The 21,049-nt window shown below is 35.3% G+C and carries 25 protein-coding genes and 1 tRNA gene; 22 read left to right on the forward strand and 4 right to left on the reverse strand.

Annotation, left to right across the window (positions count from 1 at the left end):
* Positions 1 to 8 precede the first annotated feature (8 nt).
* The 14 genes from gyrA (at position 9) to H3R25_RS06340 (ending at position 13,184) form a co-directional block, all read left to right on the forward strand.
* Positions 9 to 2,504, forward strand: coding sequence for a DNA gyrase subunit A (gene gyrA / locus H3R25_RS06275; RefSeq protein ID WP_198194612.1), 2,496 nt, complete (start codon positions 9 to 11; stop codon positions 2,502 to 2,504).
* Positions 2,505 to 2,704: 200 nt separating this feature from the next.
* Positions 2,705 to 2,998, forward strand: a complete 294-nt coding sequence (gene rpsF, locus H3R25_RS06280; RefSeq protein WP_046305694.1) for a 30S ribosomal protein S6 — start codon at positions 2,705 to 2,707, stop codon at positions 2,996 to 2,998.
* A gap of 52 nt (positions 2,999 to 3,050) precedes the next feature.
* The gene (gene ssb, locus H3R25_RS06285) at positions 3,051 to 3,572 is read left to right on the forward strand and encodes a single-stranded DNA-binding protein (RefSeq protein WP_046305696.1); all 522 of its coding nucleotides are present in this window, start codon (positions 3,051 to 3,053) and stop codon (positions 3,570 to 3,572) included.
* 22 nt (positions 3,573 to 3,594) lie between these two features.
* Complete coding sequence (rpsR, locus tag H3R25_RS06290; RefSeq protein ID WP_046305698.1) at positions 3,595 to 3,834, forward strand: 30S ribosomal protein S18; 240 nt, start codon at positions 3,595 to 3,597, stop codon at positions 3,832 to 3,834.
* Positions 3,835 to 4,181: 347 nt separating this feature from the next.
* A complete protein-coding gene (locus H3R25_RS06295) occupies positions 4,182 to 4,898 on the forward strand; it encodes a GntR family transcriptional regulator (RefSeq protein WP_198194613.1) in 717 nt (238 codons plus the stop codon).
* Between the two features lie 209 nt (positions 4,899 to 5,107).
* Positions 5,108 to 6,076, forward strand: coding sequence for an SIS domain-containing protein (locus H3R25_RS06300; RefSeq protein WP_198194614.1), 969 nt, complete (start codon positions 5,108 to 5,110; stop codon positions 6,074 to 6,076).
* Between the two features lie 171 nt (positions 6,077 to 6,247).
* Positions 6,248 to 6,733, forward strand: coding sequence for a PTS sugar transporter subunit IIB (locus tag H3R25_RS06305; RefSeq protein WP_198194615.1), 486 nt, complete (start codon positions 6,248 to 6,250; stop codon positions 6,731 to 6,733).
* Positions 6,734 to 6,744: 11 nt separating this feature from the next.
* Positions 6,745 to 7,533 (forward strand): PTS sugar transporter subunit IIC, encoded by a 789-nt coding sequence (locus tag H3R25_RS06310; protein WP_198183602.1) that lies wholly within the window; start codon positions 6,745 to 6,747, stop codon positions 7,531 to 7,533.
* Positions 7,517 to 8,338 (forward strand): PTS system mannose/fructose/sorbose family transporter subunit IID, encoded by an 822-nt coding sequence (locus H3R25_RS06315; RefSeq protein ID WP_052726706.1) that lies wholly within the window; start codon positions 7,517 to 7,519, stop codon positions 8,336 to 8,338. The genes H3R25_RS06310 and H3R25_RS06315 overlap by 17 nt, the downstream gene beginning before the upstream one ends.
* Before the next feature lie 20 nt (positions 8,339 to 8,358).
* A complete protein-coding gene (locus H3R25_RS06320) occupies positions 8,359 to 8,760 on the forward strand; it encodes a PTS sugar transporter subunit IIA (protein WP_052726708.1) in 402 nt (133 codons plus the stop codon).
* 193 nt (positions 8,761 to 8,953) lie between these two features.
* Complete coding sequence (locus tag H3R25_RS06325) at positions 8,954 to 10,975, forward strand: DHH family phosphoesterase (protein ID WP_122033904.1); 2,022 nt, start codon at positions 8,954 to 8,956, stop codon at positions 10,973 to 10,975.
* Between the two features lie 14 nt (positions 10,976 to 10,989).
* Positions 10,990 to 11,445: a 50S ribosomal protein L9 gene (gene rplI, locus H3R25_RS06330; protein ID WP_198194616.1), complete on the forward strand. Its 456-nt coding sequence runs from the start codon at positions 10,990 to 10,992 to the stop codon at positions 11,443 to 11,445.
* Between the two features lie 38 nt (positions 11,446 to 11,483).
* Positions 11,484 to 12,869 carry a replicative DNA helicase gene (gene dnaB, locus H3R25_RS06335; protein ID WP_198183606.1) on the forward strand — a complete coding sequence of 462 codons (1,386 nt, stop codon included), beginning with the start codon at positions 11,484 to 11,486 and terminating at the stop codon, positions 12,867 to 12,869.
* A 156-nt stretch (positions 12,870 to 13,025) separates the two neighbouring features.
* Positions 13,026 to 13,184, forward strand: coding sequence for a YtxH domain-containing protein (locus H3R25_RS06340; RefSeq protein WP_101138738.1), 159 nt, complete (start codon positions 13,026 to 13,028; stop codon positions 13,182 to 13,184).
* Positions 13,185 to 13,254: 70 nt separating this feature from the next.
* Here the strand turns inward: H3R25_RS06340 and H3R25_RS06345 are convergent, their stop codons facing one another.
* Entirely contained in the window at positions 13,255 to 14,454 is a 1,200-nt protein-coding gene (locus tag H3R25_RS06345) for a DUF2974 domain-containing protein (protein ID WP_198194617.1), read from the reverse strand.
* 116 nt (positions 14,455 to 14,570) lie between these two features.
* Positions 14,571 to 15,272, reverse strand: coding sequence for an MgtC/SapB family protein (locus H3R25_RS06350; RefSeq protein ID WP_046305725.1), 702 nt, complete (start codon positions 15,270 to 15,272; stop codon positions 14,571 to 14,573).
* A gap of 242 nt (positions 15,273 to 15,514) precedes the next feature.
* On the opposite strand from H3R25_RS06350, the gene H3R25_RS06355 reads away from it, so the two are divergent.
* From H3R25_RS06355 to H3R25_RS06380, 6 genes are all read left to right on the forward strand, one after another.
* Positions 15,515 to 15,715, forward strand: coding sequence for an immunity protein (locus tag H3R25_RS06355; RefSeq protein WP_198194618.1), 201 nt, complete (start codon positions 15,515 to 15,517; stop codon positions 15,713 to 15,715).
* Between the two features lie 229 nt (positions 15,716 to 15,944).
* Positions 15,945 to 16,017: transfer RNA gene (locus tag H3R25_RS06360), tRNA-Thr, on the forward strand.
* 286 nt (positions 16,018 to 16,303) lie between these two features.
* Complete coding sequence (locus tag H3R25_RS09180; protein ID WP_198188324.1) at positions 16,304 to 16,420, forward strand: helix-turn-helix domain-containing protein; 117 nt, start codon at positions 16,304 to 16,306, stop codon at positions 16,418 to 16,420.
* A 90-nt stretch (positions 16,421 to 16,510) separates the two neighbouring features.
* Positions 16,511 to 16,723, forward strand: coding sequence for a DNA cytosine methyltransferase (locus tag H3R25_RS09105; protein WP_198188216.1), 213 nt, complete (start codon positions 16,511 to 16,513; stop codon positions 16,721 to 16,723).
* A gap of 37 nt (positions 16,724 to 16,760) precedes the next feature.
* A complete protein-coding gene (locus tag H3R25_RS09110; RefSeq protein WP_370567443.1) occupies positions 16,761 to 17,045 on the forward strand; it encodes a DNA cytosine methyltransferase in 285 nt (94 codons plus the stop codon).
* A 58-nt stretch (positions 17,046 to 17,103) separates the two neighbouring features.
* Positions 17,104 to 17,325, forward strand: coding sequence for a hypothetical protein (locus tag H3R25_RS06380; RefSeq protein WP_198188217.1), 222 nt, complete (start codon positions 17,104 to 17,106; stop codon positions 17,323 to 17,325).
* Positions 17,326 to 17,927: 602 nt separating this feature from the next.
* Here the strand turns inward: H3R25_RS06380 and H3R25_RS06385 are convergent.
* The gene (locus tag H3R25_RS06385) at positions 17,928 to 18,938 is read right to left on the reverse strand and encodes a hypothetical protein (protein ID WP_198194619.1); all 1,011 of its coding nucleotides are present in this window, start codon (positions 18,936 to 18,938) and stop codon (positions 17,928 to 17,930) included.
* A gap of 306 nt (positions 18,939 to 19,244) precedes the next feature.
* Here H3R25_RS06385 and H3R25_RS06390 point away from each other — a divergent pair, with 306 nt between their 5' ends.
* Complete coding sequence (locus tag H3R25_RS06390) at positions 19,245 to 20,201, forward strand: NAD(P)-dependent oxidoreductase (RefSeq protein ID WP_198194620.1); 957 nt, start codon at positions 19,245 to 19,247, stop codon at positions 20,199 to 20,201.
* 85 nt (positions 20,202 to 20,286) lie between these two features.
* Here H3R25_RS06390 and H3R25_RS06395 read toward each other — a convergent pair whose 3' ends face one another.
* A complete protein-coding gene (locus H3R25_RS06395) occupies positions 20,287 to 20,682 on the reverse strand; it encodes a hypothetical protein (protein ID WP_074426140.1) in 396 nt (131 codons plus the stop codon).
* 165 nt (positions 20,683 to 20,847) lie between these two features.
* Between H3R25_RS06395 and H3R25_RS06400 the strand changes: the two genes are divergently transcribed.
* Positions 20,848 to 21,049: PTS sugar transporter subunit IIB (locus H3R25_RS06400; protein WP_198194621.1), on the forward strand; the 202-nt coding region annotated here is incomplete at its 3' end.

A 21,049-nucleotide genomic window follows, 5' to 3' on the forward strand; every position in this document is an offset into this window, starting at 1 on the left:
AGGTTTAAATGGATAACGACAATCAAAGTCAAGATCACAGAATTAGAAATGTCGATTTGACCAATGTGATGAACAGTTCGTTTTTGGACTATGCGATGTCAGTTATTGTGGCTCGGGCCTTGCCTGATGTGCGCGATGGCTTGAAGCCGGTTCAACGTCGTATTCTCTATGGAATGAGCGAACTGGGCGTTACACCAGATAAACCATTTAAGAAATCTGCCAGAATTGTTGGAGAAGTTATGGGTAAGTTCCACCCGCACGGAGACTCCTCAATTTACTTGGCTATGGCACATATGGCACAGGACTTCAGTTACCGGTACATGTTGGTTGACGGCCACGGTAACTTTGGTTCTGTCGATGGTGATGAACCAGCCGCAATGCGTTATACCGAGGCGCGGATGAGTAAAATTGCCGTTGAAATGTTGCGCGATATCAACAAAAATACGGTTGATTGGCAACGTAACTATGATGATTCAGAAAACGAGCCGGTTGTTTTACCAGCCAGAATTCCTAATCTCTTAGTCAACGGAACCAGTGGAATTGCTGTCGGAATGACAACTAACATTCCACCACATAATCTTGCCGAAGTTATTCAAGGCATTCATATGCTGATGGATAATCCAGATGTTTCAACTAAAGAACTGATGAAGGCAATTCCAGGTCCAGATTTCCCAACTGGTGGTACCATTATGGGCCGTGGTGGAATTTACCGTGCCTATGAATCAGGACGAGGCAACATTGTTGTTAGAGCAAATACAACAATTGAAACTGAAAAAAGTGGTCGTGAACGAATTGTTGTAACCGAAATTCCTTACTTGGTAAATAAGGCTGAATTGGTTAAGAAAATTGCTGATCTAGCTCGTTCTAAGACAATAGATGGGATTACTGGTGTTCGTGATGAATCCGACCAGTCTGGGATGAGAATCACAATCGATGTTCGTCGTGATGCTAGTGCAAGTGTTATCTTGAACAATTTATTTAAGCTAACTCAAATGCAGGCTAACTTTGGAATGAACATGGTTGCAATCGTTGATGGTGCGCCACATTTCCTTAGTCTTAAAGAGATGCTGCAATACTACTTGAAGCATCAAGAAGACGTTGTTACACGCAGAACTAAGTTTGACTTAGCTAAGGCTGAGGCAAGAGCACATATTCTAGAAGGTTTGAAGATTGCTCTTGACCATATTGATGAAATTGTTCATATTATTCGTCAAAGTGAATCAAGTGATATTGCTAAGGCTGCCTTAATTAGTCGTTTCGGCTTAGATGACAAGCAATCACAAGCTATTTTGGACATGCGTCTGGTTCGTTTGACTGGATTAGAACGTGACAAAGTTGAAGCTGAATACAACGAATTAAAGGTTAAGATTGACGATTACAAGGATATCTTAGCTAAGCCAGAGCGGATTAACGAAATCATCTATGAAGAACTGCTTGATATTGAAAAGCGGTTTGGTGATGAGCGCCGGACCAAGATCGGTGAAGGTGAAGTTATTTCAATTGAAGATGAAGATCTAATTGAAAAACAAGACGTTTTATTAACTTTGACACACAGCGGCTACATCAAACGGATGTTAATTAACGAATTTAAGACACAAAACCGTGGTGGTAAAGGCATTAAAGGAATGGGTGTTAAGGACGGCGACTTTATTGAAAAGTTGATCTACTCAAGTACTCACGATATGCTTTTATTCTTTACCAATAAGGGAAAGGTCTACTCGAAGAAAGCCTACGAAATTCCTGAATTTGGTCGAACTGCGAAGGGCTTACCAATCGTTAACTTACTTCAACTTGAAAAAGGCGAGAAGATCCAGACCATTATCAATGTTGCAGAAGATGCCAATGATCAATACCTCTTCTTCATTACCAAGATGGGAACAGTAAAGCGCACTAGTGTTAGTGAATTTGCTAATATTAGAAATAGCGGTTTAATTGCGTTAACCTTGCGTGATGGGGATGAATTGAGCAATGTTTTGACAACTGATGGCAAACAAGATGTCTTGATTGGAACCCATCTAGGCTATGCTGTTCGCTTCAACGAGTCAGCGGTTCGTTCAATGGGTCGAACTGCTGCTGGTGTACGCGGAATTAACTTACGTGAAAATGATTATGTTGTTGGTTCTGGTGTTGTTAAGGATAGCGATGAAGTTCTTGTTATTTCTGAAAAAGGTTATGGTAAACGCACTTCAGCTAGTGAATATCCAACTAAAGGGCGTGGCGGTAAAGGAATTAAGACCGCTAATGTTACAGAAAAGAATGGACCACTTTCTGGTGTAACTGTAATCGATGGAACACAAGATATCATGGTCATTACGGATGATGGAATCATGATTCGTTTCAAGGTTGATAATGTTTCTCAAACTGGTCGTAGCACAATTGGTGTTCGCTTAATTAAGGTTGGCGATGACAGTAAAGTAGCTAGTCTTGCTGTTGTTCCAGCCGAAGCAGATCAAGAAGTTGGCGATGCAGAAGAAACTGAAACACCAACTGAAGAAAATGATTAATAAAAACAAATAAAAATTATCAGACTGTTTTACGTATTTACTGTTATGAGAATAGAAAATTCTCAGAGGATCACGTGAAGATAGTTTGGTAATTTTTTGTTTCTGTGCTAAAATTAGAGATTGCGAGTAATAAAAAAGAATTACTCCTTGTTCTTGATTTTTAGCAAGAACCATTTAGTCCAAAAGGAGGTGCACTAGTAATGACAACTACTAAGTATGAAATAACTTACATTATCAAGCCTGATATTGATGAAGAATCAAAGAAAGCTTTAGTTGAAAACTATGATAAGGTTATTGCCGATAACGGTGGTACGATGGTTGAGTCAAAAGACTGGGAAAAGCGTCATTTCGCATATGAAATCAATAAATATCGTGAGGGAATCTATCACATTATGACTTTCACTGCAGAAAACGCTGACGCAGTTAATGAGTTTGACCGTTTGTCTAAGATTGACTCTGCTGTTTTACGTTCAATGACTGTTAAAGTTGGATAATAAAACAAAAACTTTATCGTTTTCGTGATTTAGGAAAGGAAGGACCTGAAGTATGATTAATCGAGTTGTACTTGTTGGCCGTTTAACACGTGATCCTGAATTACGTACTACTGGGAGTGGAATCTCGGTTGCTACGTTTACTCTTGCCGTTGATCGTCAATATACTAACGCTCAAGGTGAGAGAGGTGCGGATTTTATCAGCTGTGTCATTTGGAGAAAATCAGCAGAAAACTTCTGCAATTTTACATCTAAAGGTTCACTTGTTGGTATTGATGGCCGAATTCAAACCAGAAGTTACGATAATAAAGATGGGCAAAGAGTATATGTAACAGAAGTTGTCGTAGACAACTTTGCATTACTTGAATCACGCAAAGATCGTGAAGCCCGTGGTCAAAATGGTGGATTTGCACCAACTGACAACGGAAACTTTGGTAATCCAAATACCAATAATCCGCAAAATATGGGAACATCTAATCAGAACAACCCAGTAGGTAATCAACCAGATTCTATGCAGGATCCGTTTGCTGGCTCGGGTGATACAATTGATATCTCTGATGATGATCTTCCATTCTAATTTCTAAGAAAGGACCGAGGATATGGCTCAACAAAGAAGAGGTGGCGGCCACCGTCGTCGTAAGGTTGACTTTATCGCAGCCAACCACATTGATTACGTTGACTACAAGGACGTTGATCTGTTGAAACGTTTTATCTCTGAAAGAGGTAAAATCTTACCACGTCGTGTCACTGGCACCAGCGCTAAGAACCAACGTAAGGTAGCTAAGGCAATCGAAAGAGCTCGCATTATGGGCTTGTTGCCATTCGTTACTGAAGACTAAAACAAATAGTTTTGAACCCTTTAGCCGGATTAAGTTCTGGCTAGAGGGTTTTTTATGTTTAGGATTGCTAAGTTTATGATTATGTGAAAACTAGTGCGATATTTCTATCGTTTCTAAAAGTAAAATCAGTGCTTAATAAGGAAAATTCGCATAGGGTCTGAACATACATAGGTAAGAGTTATTAGTTACTTAACAGCAAAATATAAATGATATAATTGGTAAAAGTGATAGAGAAGCTACAATACTTGATTATTCTTAGCTTTTATTTACTATTACCAATTTACTAATGAACATGTAAATTATTAAGTATTTATAAGTTTACTGTTTTTAGATTGAGAGTTTGTATTATGACAAAAGATAAAGCAAGAACTAAGTACCAAAAGGTAATGCTAGACTTACGCGAAAAGATACTTACAGGTATATATCCAGTTGATACAAAATTGCCTAGTGAAGAGCAACTAAAAGAGATATATGGTGTAAGTAGAATTACTATTAGAGAAGCAGTCAATGGATTAGTTGCTGATGGAATCGTGGAAAAAGTTCAAGGAAAAGGAAGCTTTGTTAGAGAATTACATCATGTTAAACGTCTACTAAAAAGTAATTCCATTGAAAGTTTTTCAAAAACTGCAATAAAAAATGGTTTCAAGCCTAAAATGAAAGTTTTGAAACTTGAAAAAGTAAAAACTGATGCAGAACTACGTAAGAGCTTAAAATGTGATAACGAGTACGCTATTCATTCAGTTCGGATTTGTTATTTAGATAATGATCCAACAGTTATAGAAAGTAACTATTACCCGCTTCCACGATTTGAGGGGCTAACAAATTATGATTTAAGTGAATCTTTATATAAGACTTTTAAAAATCATTATGAAATAGATAATCTAGAAGATTCAGAAAGTATTTTACGTGTTGTGTTGGCTAATAAAGAGCAAGCTAGGCTACTACAACGATCCGTAGGATTTCCATTATTCTATTTACGAAACCAAGTTTTTGATAAAAACAAACAGGTAGTTCAAGTGGGTACAGAGTACATAGCTACTGATCGTTATGAATTTATGGTTTAAGATTATTTAGTCGATTAGTCTAGGATAAAAAAAGCAGATAGGAGTAGAATTCCTATCTGCTTTTTTAATAGGTTTTTCTAGATATAAATAATTAATCTATAAAGTTATAACAAAAAAGCGTTGACATTTATTTATGAAAGCGTGTACAATCAAAATTGCAAAAAAGTATAACAACATATGATGTTATAAATTGATGATTGGAGAAAAAAATGGAAAATAAAGCAATTGTAAAAAATATCATGAAGCACAACGATGGAAAAATTAGCAACATTTACTTTACAGCTTGCGGTGGTTCGTTGGTAGATATGTATCCTTCATACTATTTCCTACAATCTGAAGCAGAAAAGGTGTCTACAGGCTGGTATACAGCAAATGAGTTCGTTCATGTTACACCAAAAAAGATAGGCCCACACTCGATTGTTTTTGTTTGTTCACATAGTGGGAACACTCCTGAAGCTGTTGAAGCAGCTAAAATTGCGCAAGAAAAGGGTGCATTTACAATTGGATTAACTTTTAACCCAAAAGCCGAATTATTGAAGTATTCAGATGAAAAGATAATTTATGAATGGGGAAATGAAGATGAAGTTGTAAATAATCCAATGGCTATAATGCTTGATATCACTTCTCAAACTCTGGCTGAATTAGAAGGTTATGGTAAATTGTCTGAATTTGCAGATGGATTTAAGAGAATAGATACAATAGTTACAAATGCGTTGGCTCAGGTACAAGATCGCACAAAAGAATTTGCAAAGAAATATCAAAATGAACCAATGTTTTACATTTTAGGCAGTGGGGCTTCATTTGGTCATACATATGGCTTTGCCATTTGCAGTTTAATGGAAATGCAATGGCTTGATGCTTCTCCAATTCATTCTGGTGAATACTTCCATGGACCTTTTGAAGTGACAGATAAGGATAAGCCTTATATTGTAATGGAAAGTATAGGAAGAACTCGTCCATTAGATGAAAGAGCAATCAAATTCTTGAAGAAGTATGGTAATAAGATAGAGATAGTCGATGCAAAAGAATTAGGTTTAGATCTTATTGATAGTAGTGTTGCTGAATACTTCAACCCTATTTTATTCTATTCAGTTTTGTGTGAGTATCGTGCAAAACTTGCTGATCTCCGCAATCATTCCTTAGATGTAAGAAGATATATGGGTAAGGTTGAATATTAAAAAATAAAACGATCGCTTTAGAACCATTATAAATTGAGCAATTAATGATTGGTTTAAAAATACTCGTGTATGTATCTAGTATTTTGAAATGTCAAATTAGCAAATAAGAATAAGATTTAGCGATCGCTGTAAATATGGAAGTTACTGATACGAAAGGAGTAACTGAAAATTATGATAAAACTTTTTCGAGTGGATCATCGACTACTTCATGGACAGGTTGCAGTTTCTTGGTATGGAGCAGTGAGTGCAGATTGTATCTTAATTGCTAATGATGATGTTCCCAAAGACCCTATTAGAAAAGCATCGATTAAAATGGCAAAACCTTCTGGTAGTAAGTTGGTAATGCAAAGTATTGAGCGTAGTATTGAATCTTTGAATAGTGGAATAACAGATAAATACAAGCTAATGATTATAGTTGAAAGCATTAATGATGCATTTAGAATCATAAGTAAAATGAATCATAAACCTGAAACTCTTAATTTGGGAGGCACAAAAGAAACCGGTAAAACTAGGATTTTAGCTCCATCTATTAATGTAAGTGCAGAAGATGAAAAACAATTAAATAAACTTATTATGCAAGGCGTTAAAGTTGAAGTGCAACAAGTGTCGACTTCGCCTATAAAAGTAGTTAAAGAAAATGATCTTTCTACGGAATAGAGGGAGAAAAAATGCTTGTAAAAACACTTTTAATTGGATTAGTAGCTTTGATTGGTTATAGTGAATACTTTCTAACTGGAGCATCCATGATATTTCGGCCAATTGCTTTAGCACCATTAGTAGGTGTAGTTTTAGGTAATGTGCCAGAGGCAATTAAAATTGGTGCAGCAATGGAACTAGCATATATTGGTGTTGTTGAAGTTGGTATTTCTACCCCACAAGATATGGTGTCTGCTTCTGTTTTAGGGACGACTTTTGCATTATCTACAGGAAAAGGAATCTCAGCAGCTCTAACGTTTGGATTACCATTATCTATGTTAGTGTTGATTGTACAAAATGTTATGTATATTTTTGTAGCACCGATGTATGTTAACAAAATGGATGAATATGCTGAAAAAGCTGAAGATCGAAAATTAAGTTTAATGGCCTTTTGGGGTGGTACTGCTGTTAACTTTCTGCCATCAGTTCTGTTTATTATGTTGGCCTATTACTTTGGAACAGGATTCTCTAAGGAGATAATTAGTATTATTCCCGAATTTGTTCAAGAAGGTTTGGTTGTTGCTAGTGGATTGTTACCTGCTTTTGGATTTGCCCTACTAATTCAACAGATGCTCCGTAAAGACATTGTTCCATACATGATTCTTGGATTTGCTTTAACTGCTTATTTGAAAATTCCGATTATCGGAATTGCAATTTTTGGCTTAGTCATCGTTATGGTTTTGTACTATAACGAAAAGAATATAAACCAACAAATGGAATTAGTTAAGAAGGGAGTAGTGGAAGATGATGAAAACTTCTAATAAAGAGATGCGTAAGGCTCTATGGTCAACATTTTGGCGATCATTTGCAGCTAATGCTCCTTGGGAATTAACACGTCAAGAAGCTACTGGATATGCTTTTAGTATGGTTCCGTCGCTACGGGTAATTTATAAAGACGATAAAAATGGTAAAGCACAAGCTCTACAAAGACATATGCAATTTTTTAATATTACTAATGTCTTGTTACCGTTAGTTCTTGGAACGTCTATTGCTATGGAGGAAGAGAATAAGGCAAATCCTGATTTTGATCCTGATATTATTAACAACGTTAAGGTAAGTCTCATGGGGCCTTTATCGGCAATTGGAGACTCAATGTTTTTAACAACATGGAGAGTCATTTGTATGGGTATTGCTTTGGCTCTGTGTCAAGCAGGAAATATTTTGGGACCTATTTTATTTATGGCCTCATATAACATCGTAACTATTGCTGTAAGATGGTTTGGTTTAAAAATTGGTTATGAACAAGGCACCAAATTTATTCAACGAGTGAGTGATTCAAATATAATTCAAAATATTTCTAATAAAGCAGCTATTTTGGGAATGATGGTTGTAGGTGCAATGATTCCAAGCTATGTGGTTGTTAATTCACCAATAAAAATTGGTACAGGAAAATCAGCAGTTTCTTTAGTCAGTACGTTAAACCAAATTGTGCCATCAATGCTGCCTTTAGTGGCTACTTTGATAGTTTTATGGATGATTAGAAAGAAATGGAAGGTTTCCTGGATTTTAGTTGCTATAGTTGCTTTCAGTATCTTTGGTACATGGTTACATATTTTATCAGCATAAATGAAATTGGGAGGTTGTATTTGACGGATTTAGTTTTACTTAGTCATGGTTCATTTTGTAAGGGTATTAAAGAAAGTGCTGAGATGATTCTTGGCCCACAAAAAAATATACATACAATTGACCTAAAAGAGGGTGAGAGTCCCGAACATTTTCAAAAACGTTTTTTAAATTTAGTTAGTAGTCTAGAAAGTTTTGTTGTATTTACTGATATTCTTGGGGGAACTCCATATAATGTTGCTTATAAATCACTGCTTTCTGCAAAAAATAAATTTGCACTTTACACTGGAATGAATTTACCAATGATAATTAGTTATGTTAATGGAGAGCTTGTTTCAACTACACCTAATCTTACTCAAGATGCTAAAGAAGGTATAAAGTTTGTTGAAGCAAAGTATGAAAATTCTTCAGATGATGAGTTTTAATTAAAAAGTGAAAAGTCCCAGAAGCATGGATGCTTTTGGGACTTTTTTATTTATGTTTGTGAAAAATTAGCTACCTTTCCTAATATTTTGCTATATGCAATCATCTAGAAGAATGAGGCAAAGGTTTCTTATCAAGTAAAACCAAGGTATAATAATACTGATGTACTATACATTAATTTAGGAAGGATCTTACATGAAAGATTTTTTACGTAAGCTTGAATTTCCTGCTTTTATTAAAGATTCGCGCTTAACAGCTGCGGTTGTGATTATCCTCGCCTTGTCTTTTTTAGGCAGTATCGTGGCGATGATTATGAATCCGTTATTTGGACTGGCGATGGTAGTGATTTTTATCCTAACTGTTGTCTGCATCGTTTATGGCGCTTATATCCTCGCTGGTAATGCCAATAACTTTGCTGTCAGTTTGTCCTATCGAATTAAACGCAGTGAACAAGAGGCAATGATTAAAATGCCGCTTGGGATTTTGCTTTATGACAAAGACAGGCAGATTCAGTGGGTAAACCCCTATTTACAGCTTTATTTAAAAGATGATGACTTAATTGGACATACGATTAAGTCCGTTGATCCAGATTTAGACAAATTAATCGATGATTCTTTAAAAGCCAAAACTGCAGAAAACCAAGTTGTTAATTGGGACAATCACCAATTTGAAATGGTTGTCCAAGACAATCTTGGGGTTATTTATTTATTAGACATAACACGCTACGCCAAAATTGAGCAAAAATATAATAACGAATTGCTGGCAGTTGGACAGATTTTTATTGATAACTACGATGAATTAAGTGAAACGATGCATGATCAAGAGCTGACAACCACAAGCTCTTATGTGCAAAATACACTAAGTGATTACGCTAAAAAATATCATGCCTACCTCAAGCGAATTGATGAAGACCATTTCTTGCTTTTACTACATACGCAGGATTTAACGCAAATGGAACAAGACAAGTTTTCAGTTCTTGATAAATTGCGCTTAGAAACTAGCCGTAACAATACCCCGTTAACCTTATCAATCGGGATTGCTTATGGTAGTAGCCTAATAACTGAGCTAGCTGATCAGGCACAGTCAAACCTTGATTTAGCTCTTGGCCGTGGTGGTGACCAGGTAGTTTTGAGTCAGCCAGGTAGTGCCGCTAAATTCTATGGTGGCAAGTCAAATCCAATGGAGAAGCGGACTAGGGTCAGAGCACGGATGGTTTCCCAGGCAATTAGTGAGCTTTTCAAGGAGGCTGATCGGGTTTTCGTTGTGGGACATGCTAACCCAGATATGGACTCTGTTGGTAGTGGAATCGGCGTTGTTAAAATTGCGCGTCTACATGATGTTAAAGCTAATTTTGTTTTAGATGTTAATAAAACTAATTATGATGTGGGTCGGTTAGTTGCCAAAATGCAACAAACCCAAGATGATCAAGAAATGTTTATTTCACCAGAAACGGCCTTAGAAAGCCTAACCGACAAATCTATGCTAGTTATGGTTGATCACTCAAAATACTCAATTACATATTCAAAAGAGCTGTATGATCGCTTAAGGAACCGGATTATTGTTATTGATCACCACCGTCGCGGCGAAGAATTCCCTGAAAATCCAATGTTAACTTATGTTGAGCCGTATGCTTCATCTGCCTGTGAACTGGTTACTGAAATGGTAGAATACCAACAGCCTAATTCCGGCCAGCGAGTATTGACTGATATTGAAGCAACTGCAATGCTTGCGGGAATTACGGTTGATTCACGTGAATTTTCGCTACGTACAGGTACAAGAACCTTCGATGCTGCGAGTTATTTACGCTCAATTGGAGCTAGTTCAGTTGGTGTAAGTGAATTATTGAAAGAAGACATTGATAGTTTCTTGCAGCGGACACGGCTGGTCAGCAGTCTAAAAATGATTGGACCAAAAATGGCAGTTTTGTGCGGGGATGATAACAAAATTGTTGATCCTGTCATTACGGCGCAAGCAGCTGATACTGCATTAGACTTAGAAAATGTTGAAGCTAGTTTTGCGATAACTCGCCGTGCCAAAGACATGATTGGTATTTCTGCACGTTCAATGGGCGACATTAATGTACAAGTAATCATGGAAAAATTAGGCGGCGGCGGACATTTGTCCAATGCGGCAACACAAATTAAAAATGTCACTGTACAAGAAGCACTTGAAAAGTTACTCGATGCAGTTGATACTTATGAGAAAGAAAATGAATAAAGGAGAGCAGAAAAATGAAAGTTATTTTTACTAAAGACGTCAAAGGCCGTGGAAAACGCGGAGAAGTTAAAGATGTTCCAGATGGTTATGCTCAAAACTTTTTATTAAAGCGCGGCTTAGCTAAGACAGCTAATAAAGCCAATATGCATACTTTAGAACGCGTTGAAGCCAATGAAAAAGCTGCTTACGAAAGTGAAAAGGCTGAAGCAGAAAAGGTTAAGGCTGTTCTTGATAAAGACGAAACTGTCGTTAATTTCAAGTCAAAAGCTGGTGCCGATTCACGTTTATTCGGTTCAATTTCTAGCAAGAAAATTGTTGAAGGCTTAGAACAACAATTTGGTGTTAAGGTCGACAAACGCAAATTAGTCCTTCCTGAGCCGATTAAAACTTTAGGCTACACAAATGTACCCGTTAAACTTTTTAAAGGCGTAGAAGGCAAAATTCGCGTTCATATCACAGAACAAGACTAAAGCACTCGTTAAATTAATTAAAGAAGTGGTCATGATTAATGGATAATATTGTCTCACAACAAATACCGCATGATGATGAAGCTGAAAAAGCGGTTTTAGGTGCAATTTTTATTGATCCTGATGCAATTGCGGATGCAAGCTCTGAAGTTCAGCCGAATGATTTTTATAAAAAAGCAAATCAGCTAATCTTTCAGGCAATGCTGGATCTTTCGGATCGCGGTGATGCAATTGATCCGTTAACCTTGCAGGATGAATTAACAAAGAAAAATCAACTAGATGACATTGGTGGGATTGCTTATGTTTCAGAACTAGCAATTGCAACCCCAACAGCAGCACACGTTAGCTACTATGCCAAAATTGTGCATCGAAAGGCCCTCTTACGGCGCTTGATTTCTGCCAGTCAAAAGATCATTTCTAACGCGATGCAGGATTCGGATGATGTCACTGATATTTTGGATGACGCTGAAAGTGAGATTATGAATGTCTCCTCCGAGAACAACGCAAATGGTTTTCGGGAAATCAAGGACATTGTTAATGCTGCAATTGAGGAAATTAATAATATTCCTGAAGATGGCTCAATGGTCACGGGCTTGCCTACAGGCTTTATCGAGTTAGATAAAATGACAACTGGTTTTCACGCTGATGAGCTAATTATTCTTGCAGCTCGGCCGGGTGTTGGTAAAACTGCTTTTGCAATGAATGTGGCCCAATACGTTGGCCTTCATACTGATAAAACGGTTGCCGTCTTTTCACTAGAAATGAGTGGCGAGCAGCTGGTACAGAGAATGCTTGCCTCAGAAGGATTGATTAATTCGCAACACCTGCGGACAGGGCAGCTTGATGAAGAAGAATGGCGCAAGTTAATTGTTGCTTCCGGTTCACTGGCTAACGCCAGCATCTACATTGACGATACACCTGGAATTAAGATGAGTGAAATTAGGGCACAAGCACGCCGCCTTGCCAAAGAAAAAGGAAATCTTGGCTTAATTGTAATTGACTACTTACAGCTAATTGAAGGACCGCGTAGTGAATCGCGTCAACAAGAAGTTTCTGCAATTTCACGTCAATTGAAAAAATTGGCTAAAGAATTGCACGTTCCTGTAATTGCACTATCACAATTATCACGTTCTGTTGAACAGCGTCAGGATAAGAGGCCTGTTTTATCAGATATTCGTGAATCTGGATCTATTGAGCAGGATGCCGATATTGTTTCATTTTTATACCGGGATGATTATTACCGCGAAGAAAATGAGGAAGGCAGCAGTGAAGATCATGAAGAAGTCGGTGCCGAGGATGACAATGGTGAAGTTGAAGTAATCATTGAGAAAAACCGTTCAGGTAGTCGTGGCACGATTAAATTGATGTTCTCTAAGCCCTATAATCGCTTTTCTAACTTGGATTATAGTCATGATCAACCAGGGTAGTATTAGATAATATAAGCCATGAACTATTTATTAATAGTTCATGGCTTTTTGTTAGCAAAAAACAAAGCTTATTGTGTGACTTTAAACAGCGAAGCTTGTACTATGAAGGTGTAAATAGTTAATTAGCAATAATTTTTTGTGAAAGGATCGATAATTATGGCTGACAAAGGTTTAAAAGATAAAGTTGCTGGTAAAGCTAAAGAACTTAAGGGCAAGATGCAACAAGCAGCAGGCGACGTTAAGGATAAGGCACAAGAAGCAACTGATAACGTCAAGGATAAAGTTGATGACGTTAAAGAAAATATGAAAAAATAACTGAATAAAAAAGATGACTGGAAGTTATTCACTTCCAGCCATCTTTTTGCGTTACACATGAAACAATTTGCTAACGCAGTTTCTTTTTTATTTCATCTGGTAGTTCTAAATTAGGCTCATCTGAATCATAAAATTCGTAGAATACAGGTGCTTTACTTGAATCATTACTTTTAGGATAAAGTTCATAATTACTAGTTAAAAGTGGCAGATTAACACTATCTTTAAATGAATTCCAAATATTAGTAAAAATTTGGGTAATTAGTTTACGCTCTTCTGGTTCCAAAGTCATGAAGACGCGGCTAAGACGATAAGTTCCAACCAATTTGTTATTGGTCAATTGGTGTAATTCTTCAATGTCTGAGTTCTCAAATGCTTCAAACAGATCGGAAAAGGTTTCGTTGCGCTTTTCGTCTGGAATTGAATTGTTGAAGTTAATTAAGGCATGGCGGATGACGCGGCTGCTAGCTGTTAAGCCATCAGCGAGAGTAAAACTATCACGGCCGACTGACCAACGCCTTGGATCATGTTGGTTACGCATTGCTGCAGTACTTTTTACAACGAGAGTCCGCTCTGGATGATCGAGCATTGCCCCAAAAATCGATCCTTGGGGGATGTAAGTTTTCATCTTAGGCATTGCACGTACAAAGCCTGGAGTGGTATAAACCTTGCGAAAAAAGCCAGGACCATCAAAGCTAAATGCCGCAATTACATGATCTTGAATTTCTGGAGCAACGGCACTTAATGCATACTGGGCAAAATTGCCTCCCTTTGAGTGCCCAATAAGATAAATTTGTTTATCCGGGAACTTTTCGGCAATTTCTTCAAGATATTTGGCTGCGACTCCTTGGCCATAAATCTCGGATAAGTAGTTCATACGCATATCTTCGTTCCAGCCAATCATTGAACCATCGGTTCCACGAAAGGCAATAGCAACTGAAGCGTCATCAATGAGAAATGTGGCAGCATTAAATTGTAACGGATAAGGTGCTTTTTCTAATCTATCTGTCCAATCCAGAATTTTCATTCCACCAATTCGTGGACTATCAGGCAGGAGAATAATTTCAGCTGCAGTTTCGGAGTGCATCTGATGTTGAAAAGAGGGCAGCGCACGCAGTTTTGTTGCCACATCAGATAATGTATGCCCGACAGCAGAAGCGTCTGCGGGAAGGTAAACTATGGATGCCAGCAGTGCAGCATCGATACTATTAAAGCGGCGTTCTTTATAACTGAGGTCACCACGCCAGCGTAAGTAATCAAGAGATCCAGACATGAAAATACCCCTTTCTAGAACTTGAAATTTGTAATTAAGTATTATTGTAGTTGATTTAGTTTTTTAGTACAAAAAAATAAGCAGCCAGCAAGCGCTACTACTTATTTTTTAAGACATTATTTGCCTAAGCTAGTGTAGCTAATGCGTTTAATGTCAGGATATTTGCGTAATGCCATAATAATGTTATTTTCATCAATATTATTATTGATAATGCCATCAACGAAGAAAATTATTTTTTCGTCGCTAACGTATAAAATTTTAACTGACACATTTTCAACATGATTGGCCGATAACTCTTTTTCGATTGTCTTCAAAATGCCATGTTTGTTGACCGCTTCGATTTGAATGTTGAAGCGAATATGCATGATGATTTTATTAATTATAGTATCATCATGGAAAATCATTTGAACTATGAAGAGAATCGCAGTAGCAATAATGCCCAAAAAGTATAACCCGGAGCCAATTGCCATGCCGATTGCGGCTGTTGCCCAAACACCGGCAGCGGTTGTCAAACCGGAAATCTGACTTTTCTTAACTAAAATAGTTCCTGCACCAATAAATGAAATGCCGGAAACTATTTGTGCAGCTATACGAGAAGCGTCATATTCCATCCCGGAAATTTTCATCAAGTCAGCAAACCCATATTTAGAAAGAATCATAAATAACGCAGAAGAAAAAGCTACTACAATGTGAGTTCTGACCCCTGCACTTTTTCTCTGAATTGCTCGTTCGTAGCCGATTAAAGCACCACATAAGGAAGCTATTACTAGGCGTAATATCCAAGGCAGTTGAGCGCTAATCGGTGATATATCTACCATCATCTCACTCCTTTGAAAAAAACAATAGTTAATATTATACACTTAAAAAGTGTTAAATGAGAGGTGTTTTTTGGTAAAGTATAGAAAATTAAGTTTGAGATATTTATTGAAAAAATATTTACTTTTACTTTTTATGTGCTATAACTATTAGCAACATTTAGTAATACTGAAAGTATAAAGAATTTAATCCTATAGTTGGATTGAGATTGTCAGTTACTAATAATTATAACGGAGAAAATAAGATGATGGAACAACTTACAGGTGTTGTAGGGATCTTGCTTGGGATTTGGGAAATATATGCTGTTTATAAGGCTTTTAAGGACACTAAGCAGCAAGGAAATAAAAATACTTCTACCTTTCTACCATTGGCTCTATGGAGCGGAGTGGTTTTAGCTTTAGCTTTTATAGGGATTGGCATAGCACTAGTCATGAAAATGTATTAAGCGAATCATTGAGTGCCAAACTCATCAATAAGATTAATTAGTGCAGAAGCAACTATTGCAACAAGCGATTTTTGATTTCTGCGCTTTTTTCTTGCCAAAATTTTGCTTGATATCTTACATTCTGTTACTACTGAGCAAGAAGAATGTGGTAAGGTATAGAAAATCGTAAAAAGTACTTGCGCAAACCAAGCTAATATGTTTTAATAAATATCGTTGTCGAGTTGACAATGCTGACTTAGCTCAGTTGGCAGAGCACGTCACTAGTAATGATGAGGTCGGAGGTTCGAATCCTCTAGTCAGCATTTAGAAGAATCATTTAAAGTAATTAACCTTGATTTATCAGCATTTTAAGCAGATAAGTTAAGGTTTTTTTCTATTTAAAGCGTAGATGATGTGCATGTAGCGCAATTAATGCACGTGACTTTGAGAGTGGAATAATGTGAGAGGCATAAATATATAATTTACCCTTCTCTTAATTATTGAAAAAAGCGTGTATGTATTACTCTAACATGAGAGAATAATACCATAATGGTGAAAGCCGTGACTTTTTCATATGATCCTTTGTAGTCAACTTTATATGGGAAGAAAATTTCAAAAAATCAATTTAAAAAGATTTGCAAACTTTCAAGTAATACAATTTCGCAGTTAGTAAATAATAAAAATACTACTGTGGAAACATTAGATAAAATTTGTAATAAATTGTAATATTGAGAATATAGTTATGCATATCGATAATAGTAAGTCTTTATTTTACAGTCCAAAGTATGATATAAAACTGGATTAAATACAATTTCTTTGTTTAGCGGAGCAGGTGGTTTAGATTTAGGATTAAAAAAGGCAGGTTTTAATATTGTATATGCTAACGATAATTATGCACCAGCAGTTGAAAAATATTTAGTTAATATAGAAAATAAAGATATTAGAAAAGTTAATGAAACTGGATTACCAGATGCTGATGTAGTAGGCGTTTTTCCATGTCAACCTTTTTCAACTGCTGATAACAGATAATGATAGAGGAAATTTATATCTGAATGCTATACGATTCATAAAAGCTAAAAGACCTAAAGTTGTCATTATGGAAAACATTAGAGGTCTTTTGTCAATGAAAAATAAAGATGGCTCCAAACTAATAGATACAATAGTTTCTATCTTAGAAAATGTGGAACCAGGATATGAAGTTAAATATAAACTTTTAAAAGCAAGTGACTATGAAGTCCTTGAAAACCGTTTTAGTGTAGTTATTATAGCCTTTAGTAAAGGTTTAAATATAAATAAAAATATTCTAAATCAAGATGAGTGTGAGATTTGTCTCCTCAAAGTCAGAAGCTAGTAGAATATATCCCAGAAGGGGCTAATGTTATCATCCGAAGCTATAAGTTATATCTAAAATGGATAATAAGATTAAGGGGAAGGTCAATTGGAATAAAAGTTTAGTACATATACTTAAAAGAGACGCAACCCCTGTTGTTACAGAGCAATTTAGTTTAAGTACGGATAATAGTATTAATATACTGATTGCTGTTGCATTAAGAAAGATTTCCGTTGATTTTAGATATAGGTCAGAAATTTCAAGTTTATTAGATATATTTGAAGACATAAAAAACAATTGAGAGAAATGGAGCTAACGCATAAAAAAATAGTTTTACTATATCCATCATTTAATACAAAAAAGTCTGAAAGTCTAAATTTGTAATATGTTATATTTAACCCGTCTTCTATATATGCAATTTTTGTCAATATTGCCAATGAAAATGGAGCAACTTTTTTGAAAAGTTTGCATGCTTTTGCAAAAGAAGTTGTTAGTATTTTAGTTGCATGAAAAAAGTCTAATTAGAATTTGTTTTATTATGTAATATTTACTCTAAGATTTAGATAGATTCTATAGAGTTATCTATTATGATTTTTGTTTTCTAAATTTAGGGTTATAGATAGCTTTTAGAAAATCAGAGTTTTCCATTCTGCTGCTAAATAAGTATCAATGTTGATGGTTGTCAGCAAACCAATCATAGCTATTCTTTTTTGAAGATTTTTTGGGTAAGCAAGCTTATTACTAGATATAGAATTTATTAAGGAATAACGGAGCAGTACAGATAGAGTTATAGCTGCTCCATGATTTGTTTTAAAAATTTCTTTTCATACTTAGCATTAGTTTTTTATGAAGTTAATATTGTTCAGGTTTATTATTAATATGCTTTTTTTCAGTACGGATTTTTTATTCTTGAGTTAAATCAAAAAGTAACTTTTTAGCATAAAAATTTCCAGCTGAATCCATATAAATAAGGCAAATGTTATCTTTAGCTTTAGATATATATTCTTTTAATTCGCTATCCAGTTTAAAAAATAATATAGTAGACATTTCAAAAGGTTTAACATTTTCAAATTCAAAAGGAGTATATTCTGGAACATTATTTATATTTTCAACTAGGGGACCATAGTAATAATTTATTTTTGAAATTTCCCAGTGTTGATGATTTGTTTTTTTAATATTTGAGCCAAAGCTCCATCCTATGAATCTCAAGTGTATAGAATTATTTTTGTCATTATTGAACCAAAAGCAAAAAGTGCTGGAATTTATATTTAGAAAGTTTTTAATCACTACTCCGTTATCATCCATAATGGATATTGAACGGTAACTATGAATTAAGTTTTTTAAAAATGTAGGAATCAGAGAACCTATCACGCCAGAACTTATTAGTCCAGAACAAATTACTGAAATATTCTTTATGTTCTTTAAAGATGCAAGATAATAGACCATTAAAATAAAGCCAATAGCCAGTATAATAAAAATCACATGGTAACTATTTTTATTATCACTACCAAAGTCGTCTTCGAAAAAACTTTTATAGTCATAAAATCCATTGGTAATTCTACCAAAAATAAAATTTATTAAAAGCGCTATAATAACTACTAGCAAAGCCAGTGCAATAACATGACTTCTAAAGTATGTATAAGAAATAGATAATAGTATAATATACAAATAAGAACAAAGAAAAATAAAAAAGCAAGCTTTAAAACTGTAGATTTCTATAAACGATAATAAAAATAAGCATATTAGAATAAATAAGGATATAGTGTTTTTAGAAAAGTTGCTAAAAAAAATTAATGTAAAATATCCGTCAAAAAATTCAAGCAACTTACTAAAAACAAAAAAAGCTATTCTCCAAGCGCTAATATCTAATCTATATTTTATTTTTTTGGCATCTATTATCAATGTATTTCTCAATTTAAAACCTCACTTAAGTTGATTATCTATACGATTATATATAGTTAATATGGTGTGCAAAGCTGCTATAATTAATTTATTACGAATAAAGAGTTTAGTGGAAAACAAATATTTATATATTAAAGTATATGAAACCTATAGATGGTCATTCAATATGATTTTCAAATATGAAAAATGGGGGATAAACAAAAATAAAATTTTTTTAGCTAAAATCTGCTATAGCAAGATCTATTGCTTCACTAAACATTGCAATTGCTATAATAATAGTTATTAATAATTTTTAGCTATTAAAAAGGAATAATAAAGATGAATAAAGCAAAAATTTTGGTAACTGGAATTATTCCAGAAGCGGGATTAACAGAATTAAAAGAAAATTTTGAAGTGATTCATGCGCCTGAACATGAGACTAGAAAATGGGTTTTAGAACATTTATCTGAATACGAAGGCTTAATACTCATTGGGATGAAAGGTGACCGAGAGCTAATAGATGCGGGAACTAACCTAAAAATCATTACAGCTAGTGGTGTAGGATATGACCACATTGATATTGATTATGCTAAGCAAAAGGGAATTGTTGTTGCGAATTGCCCTAAGAGCGTTCTGGTTCCTACTGCTGAAATGACGTTTGCCCTATTATTAGCAACTGTAAGGCGATTGCATTTTTATGATAAAAATATTCGTCAAGGAAAATGGGTCAATGTTTCTAAACCAGAAAATATGGGAACAGGACTTCAAGGAAAAACACTTGGCATTTATGGTATGGGGCGAATTGGTTCTGAAGTTGCTAAATATGCTCAGGTATTTGGCATGAAAGTCATTTATCATAACAGACATCAATTAGCGTCTGAGGTTGAAAAAGCGGAGCATGTTAGTTACGTCGACTTTGATACGCTAGTTAAAACATCAGATGTTATTACACTCCATGCGCCAGCTTTACCTTCAACAACTGGCGTCTTTAATTCGAAAGTGTTTAAGCAAATGAAAAAGACTGCTTATATTATTAATGCTGCGCGTGGACAATTAATTAACCAAGATGATTTGATATCAGCGCTAAAAAATGGAGAGATAGCTGGAGCCGGACTAGATGTTTATGAAACTGAACCACAAGTTCCGCAAGCTTTATGTGAATTAGACAACGTGGTTTTAGCTCCTCATGCAGGTACTGGAACTTTAGAGGCTAGAACGGAGACAGCTAAAGAAGCGTCTAGAAACCTTATTTCTTATTTGTGTGACCACAAAGCTTTGAATCAAGTCAATGAATAAACAAGATTATGAAAAACAGCCAAGTTATTACTTGGCTGTTTTTGTCTGTCTATAAAATCATTAACTGAATTTTGGGGTAGCATCTTTATTTAATTTCTTCAATAACCAGACCACTCCGGAAATTAAAAATTAATTCAATAAGTAAAAATACTAAAAAGATAATAGCTGCTGAAGCATTTTGTGAAAAAGGTACATAGCTTTTAATCATAGGTGGAATTAATAATAAAGCAGCAATCATGAAAGCTATTAAGAGTGCGGACTTTGGGTTCGGAATAACTTTATAATGAGCGTCAGTATTATTAATAATCATTTTTGCTGAGCGATTTAGTCCGTCTTGAGCCAGTTGTAGCGTGTCCCCTTTTTTTAAATTTAATTTTAAAGCATAGCCAGCTGCAATACTTCCTACTTTTAAACCATTAACTATTACAGTTGTAGGCTTGCCCATTGAAATATTACTTTTTGATCGTTGAACTGTAATCATACCGTTACACTTTCTTTAATAATAGATATTTAAGATTAGCTTATTAATAAAGCAATTCAATGTCAATCTTGTTTAGTAAAAAAAAATATGTTTACAAAACAAAATATATAAACTATAATTTTGTTGTAAATTAATGTAAGCGTTAACAAAAAGGGGTGAAAAATCGTGCAATTGGTTAATGTGAGAGTTGATAGCCGTTTGATTCATGGTCAGGTGGCTCGTGTATGGACTGGGCAATTAGGTGCAGAGCGCTTAATGGTCGTTGGCGACAAAGTATCTAAAGATGACTTGGAAAAAACAGCTTTAAAATTAGCTCGTCCCACTCAAGCAGCTTTAAGTATTTTGCCACCAGATCGTGCAAGTAACA

It is taken from the genome of Lactobacillus sp. M0390 (assembly GCF_016102085.1).
GTDB classification, from domain to species: Bacteria; Bacillota; Bacilli; order Lactobacillales; family Lactobacillaceae; genus Lactobacillus; species Lactobacillus apis.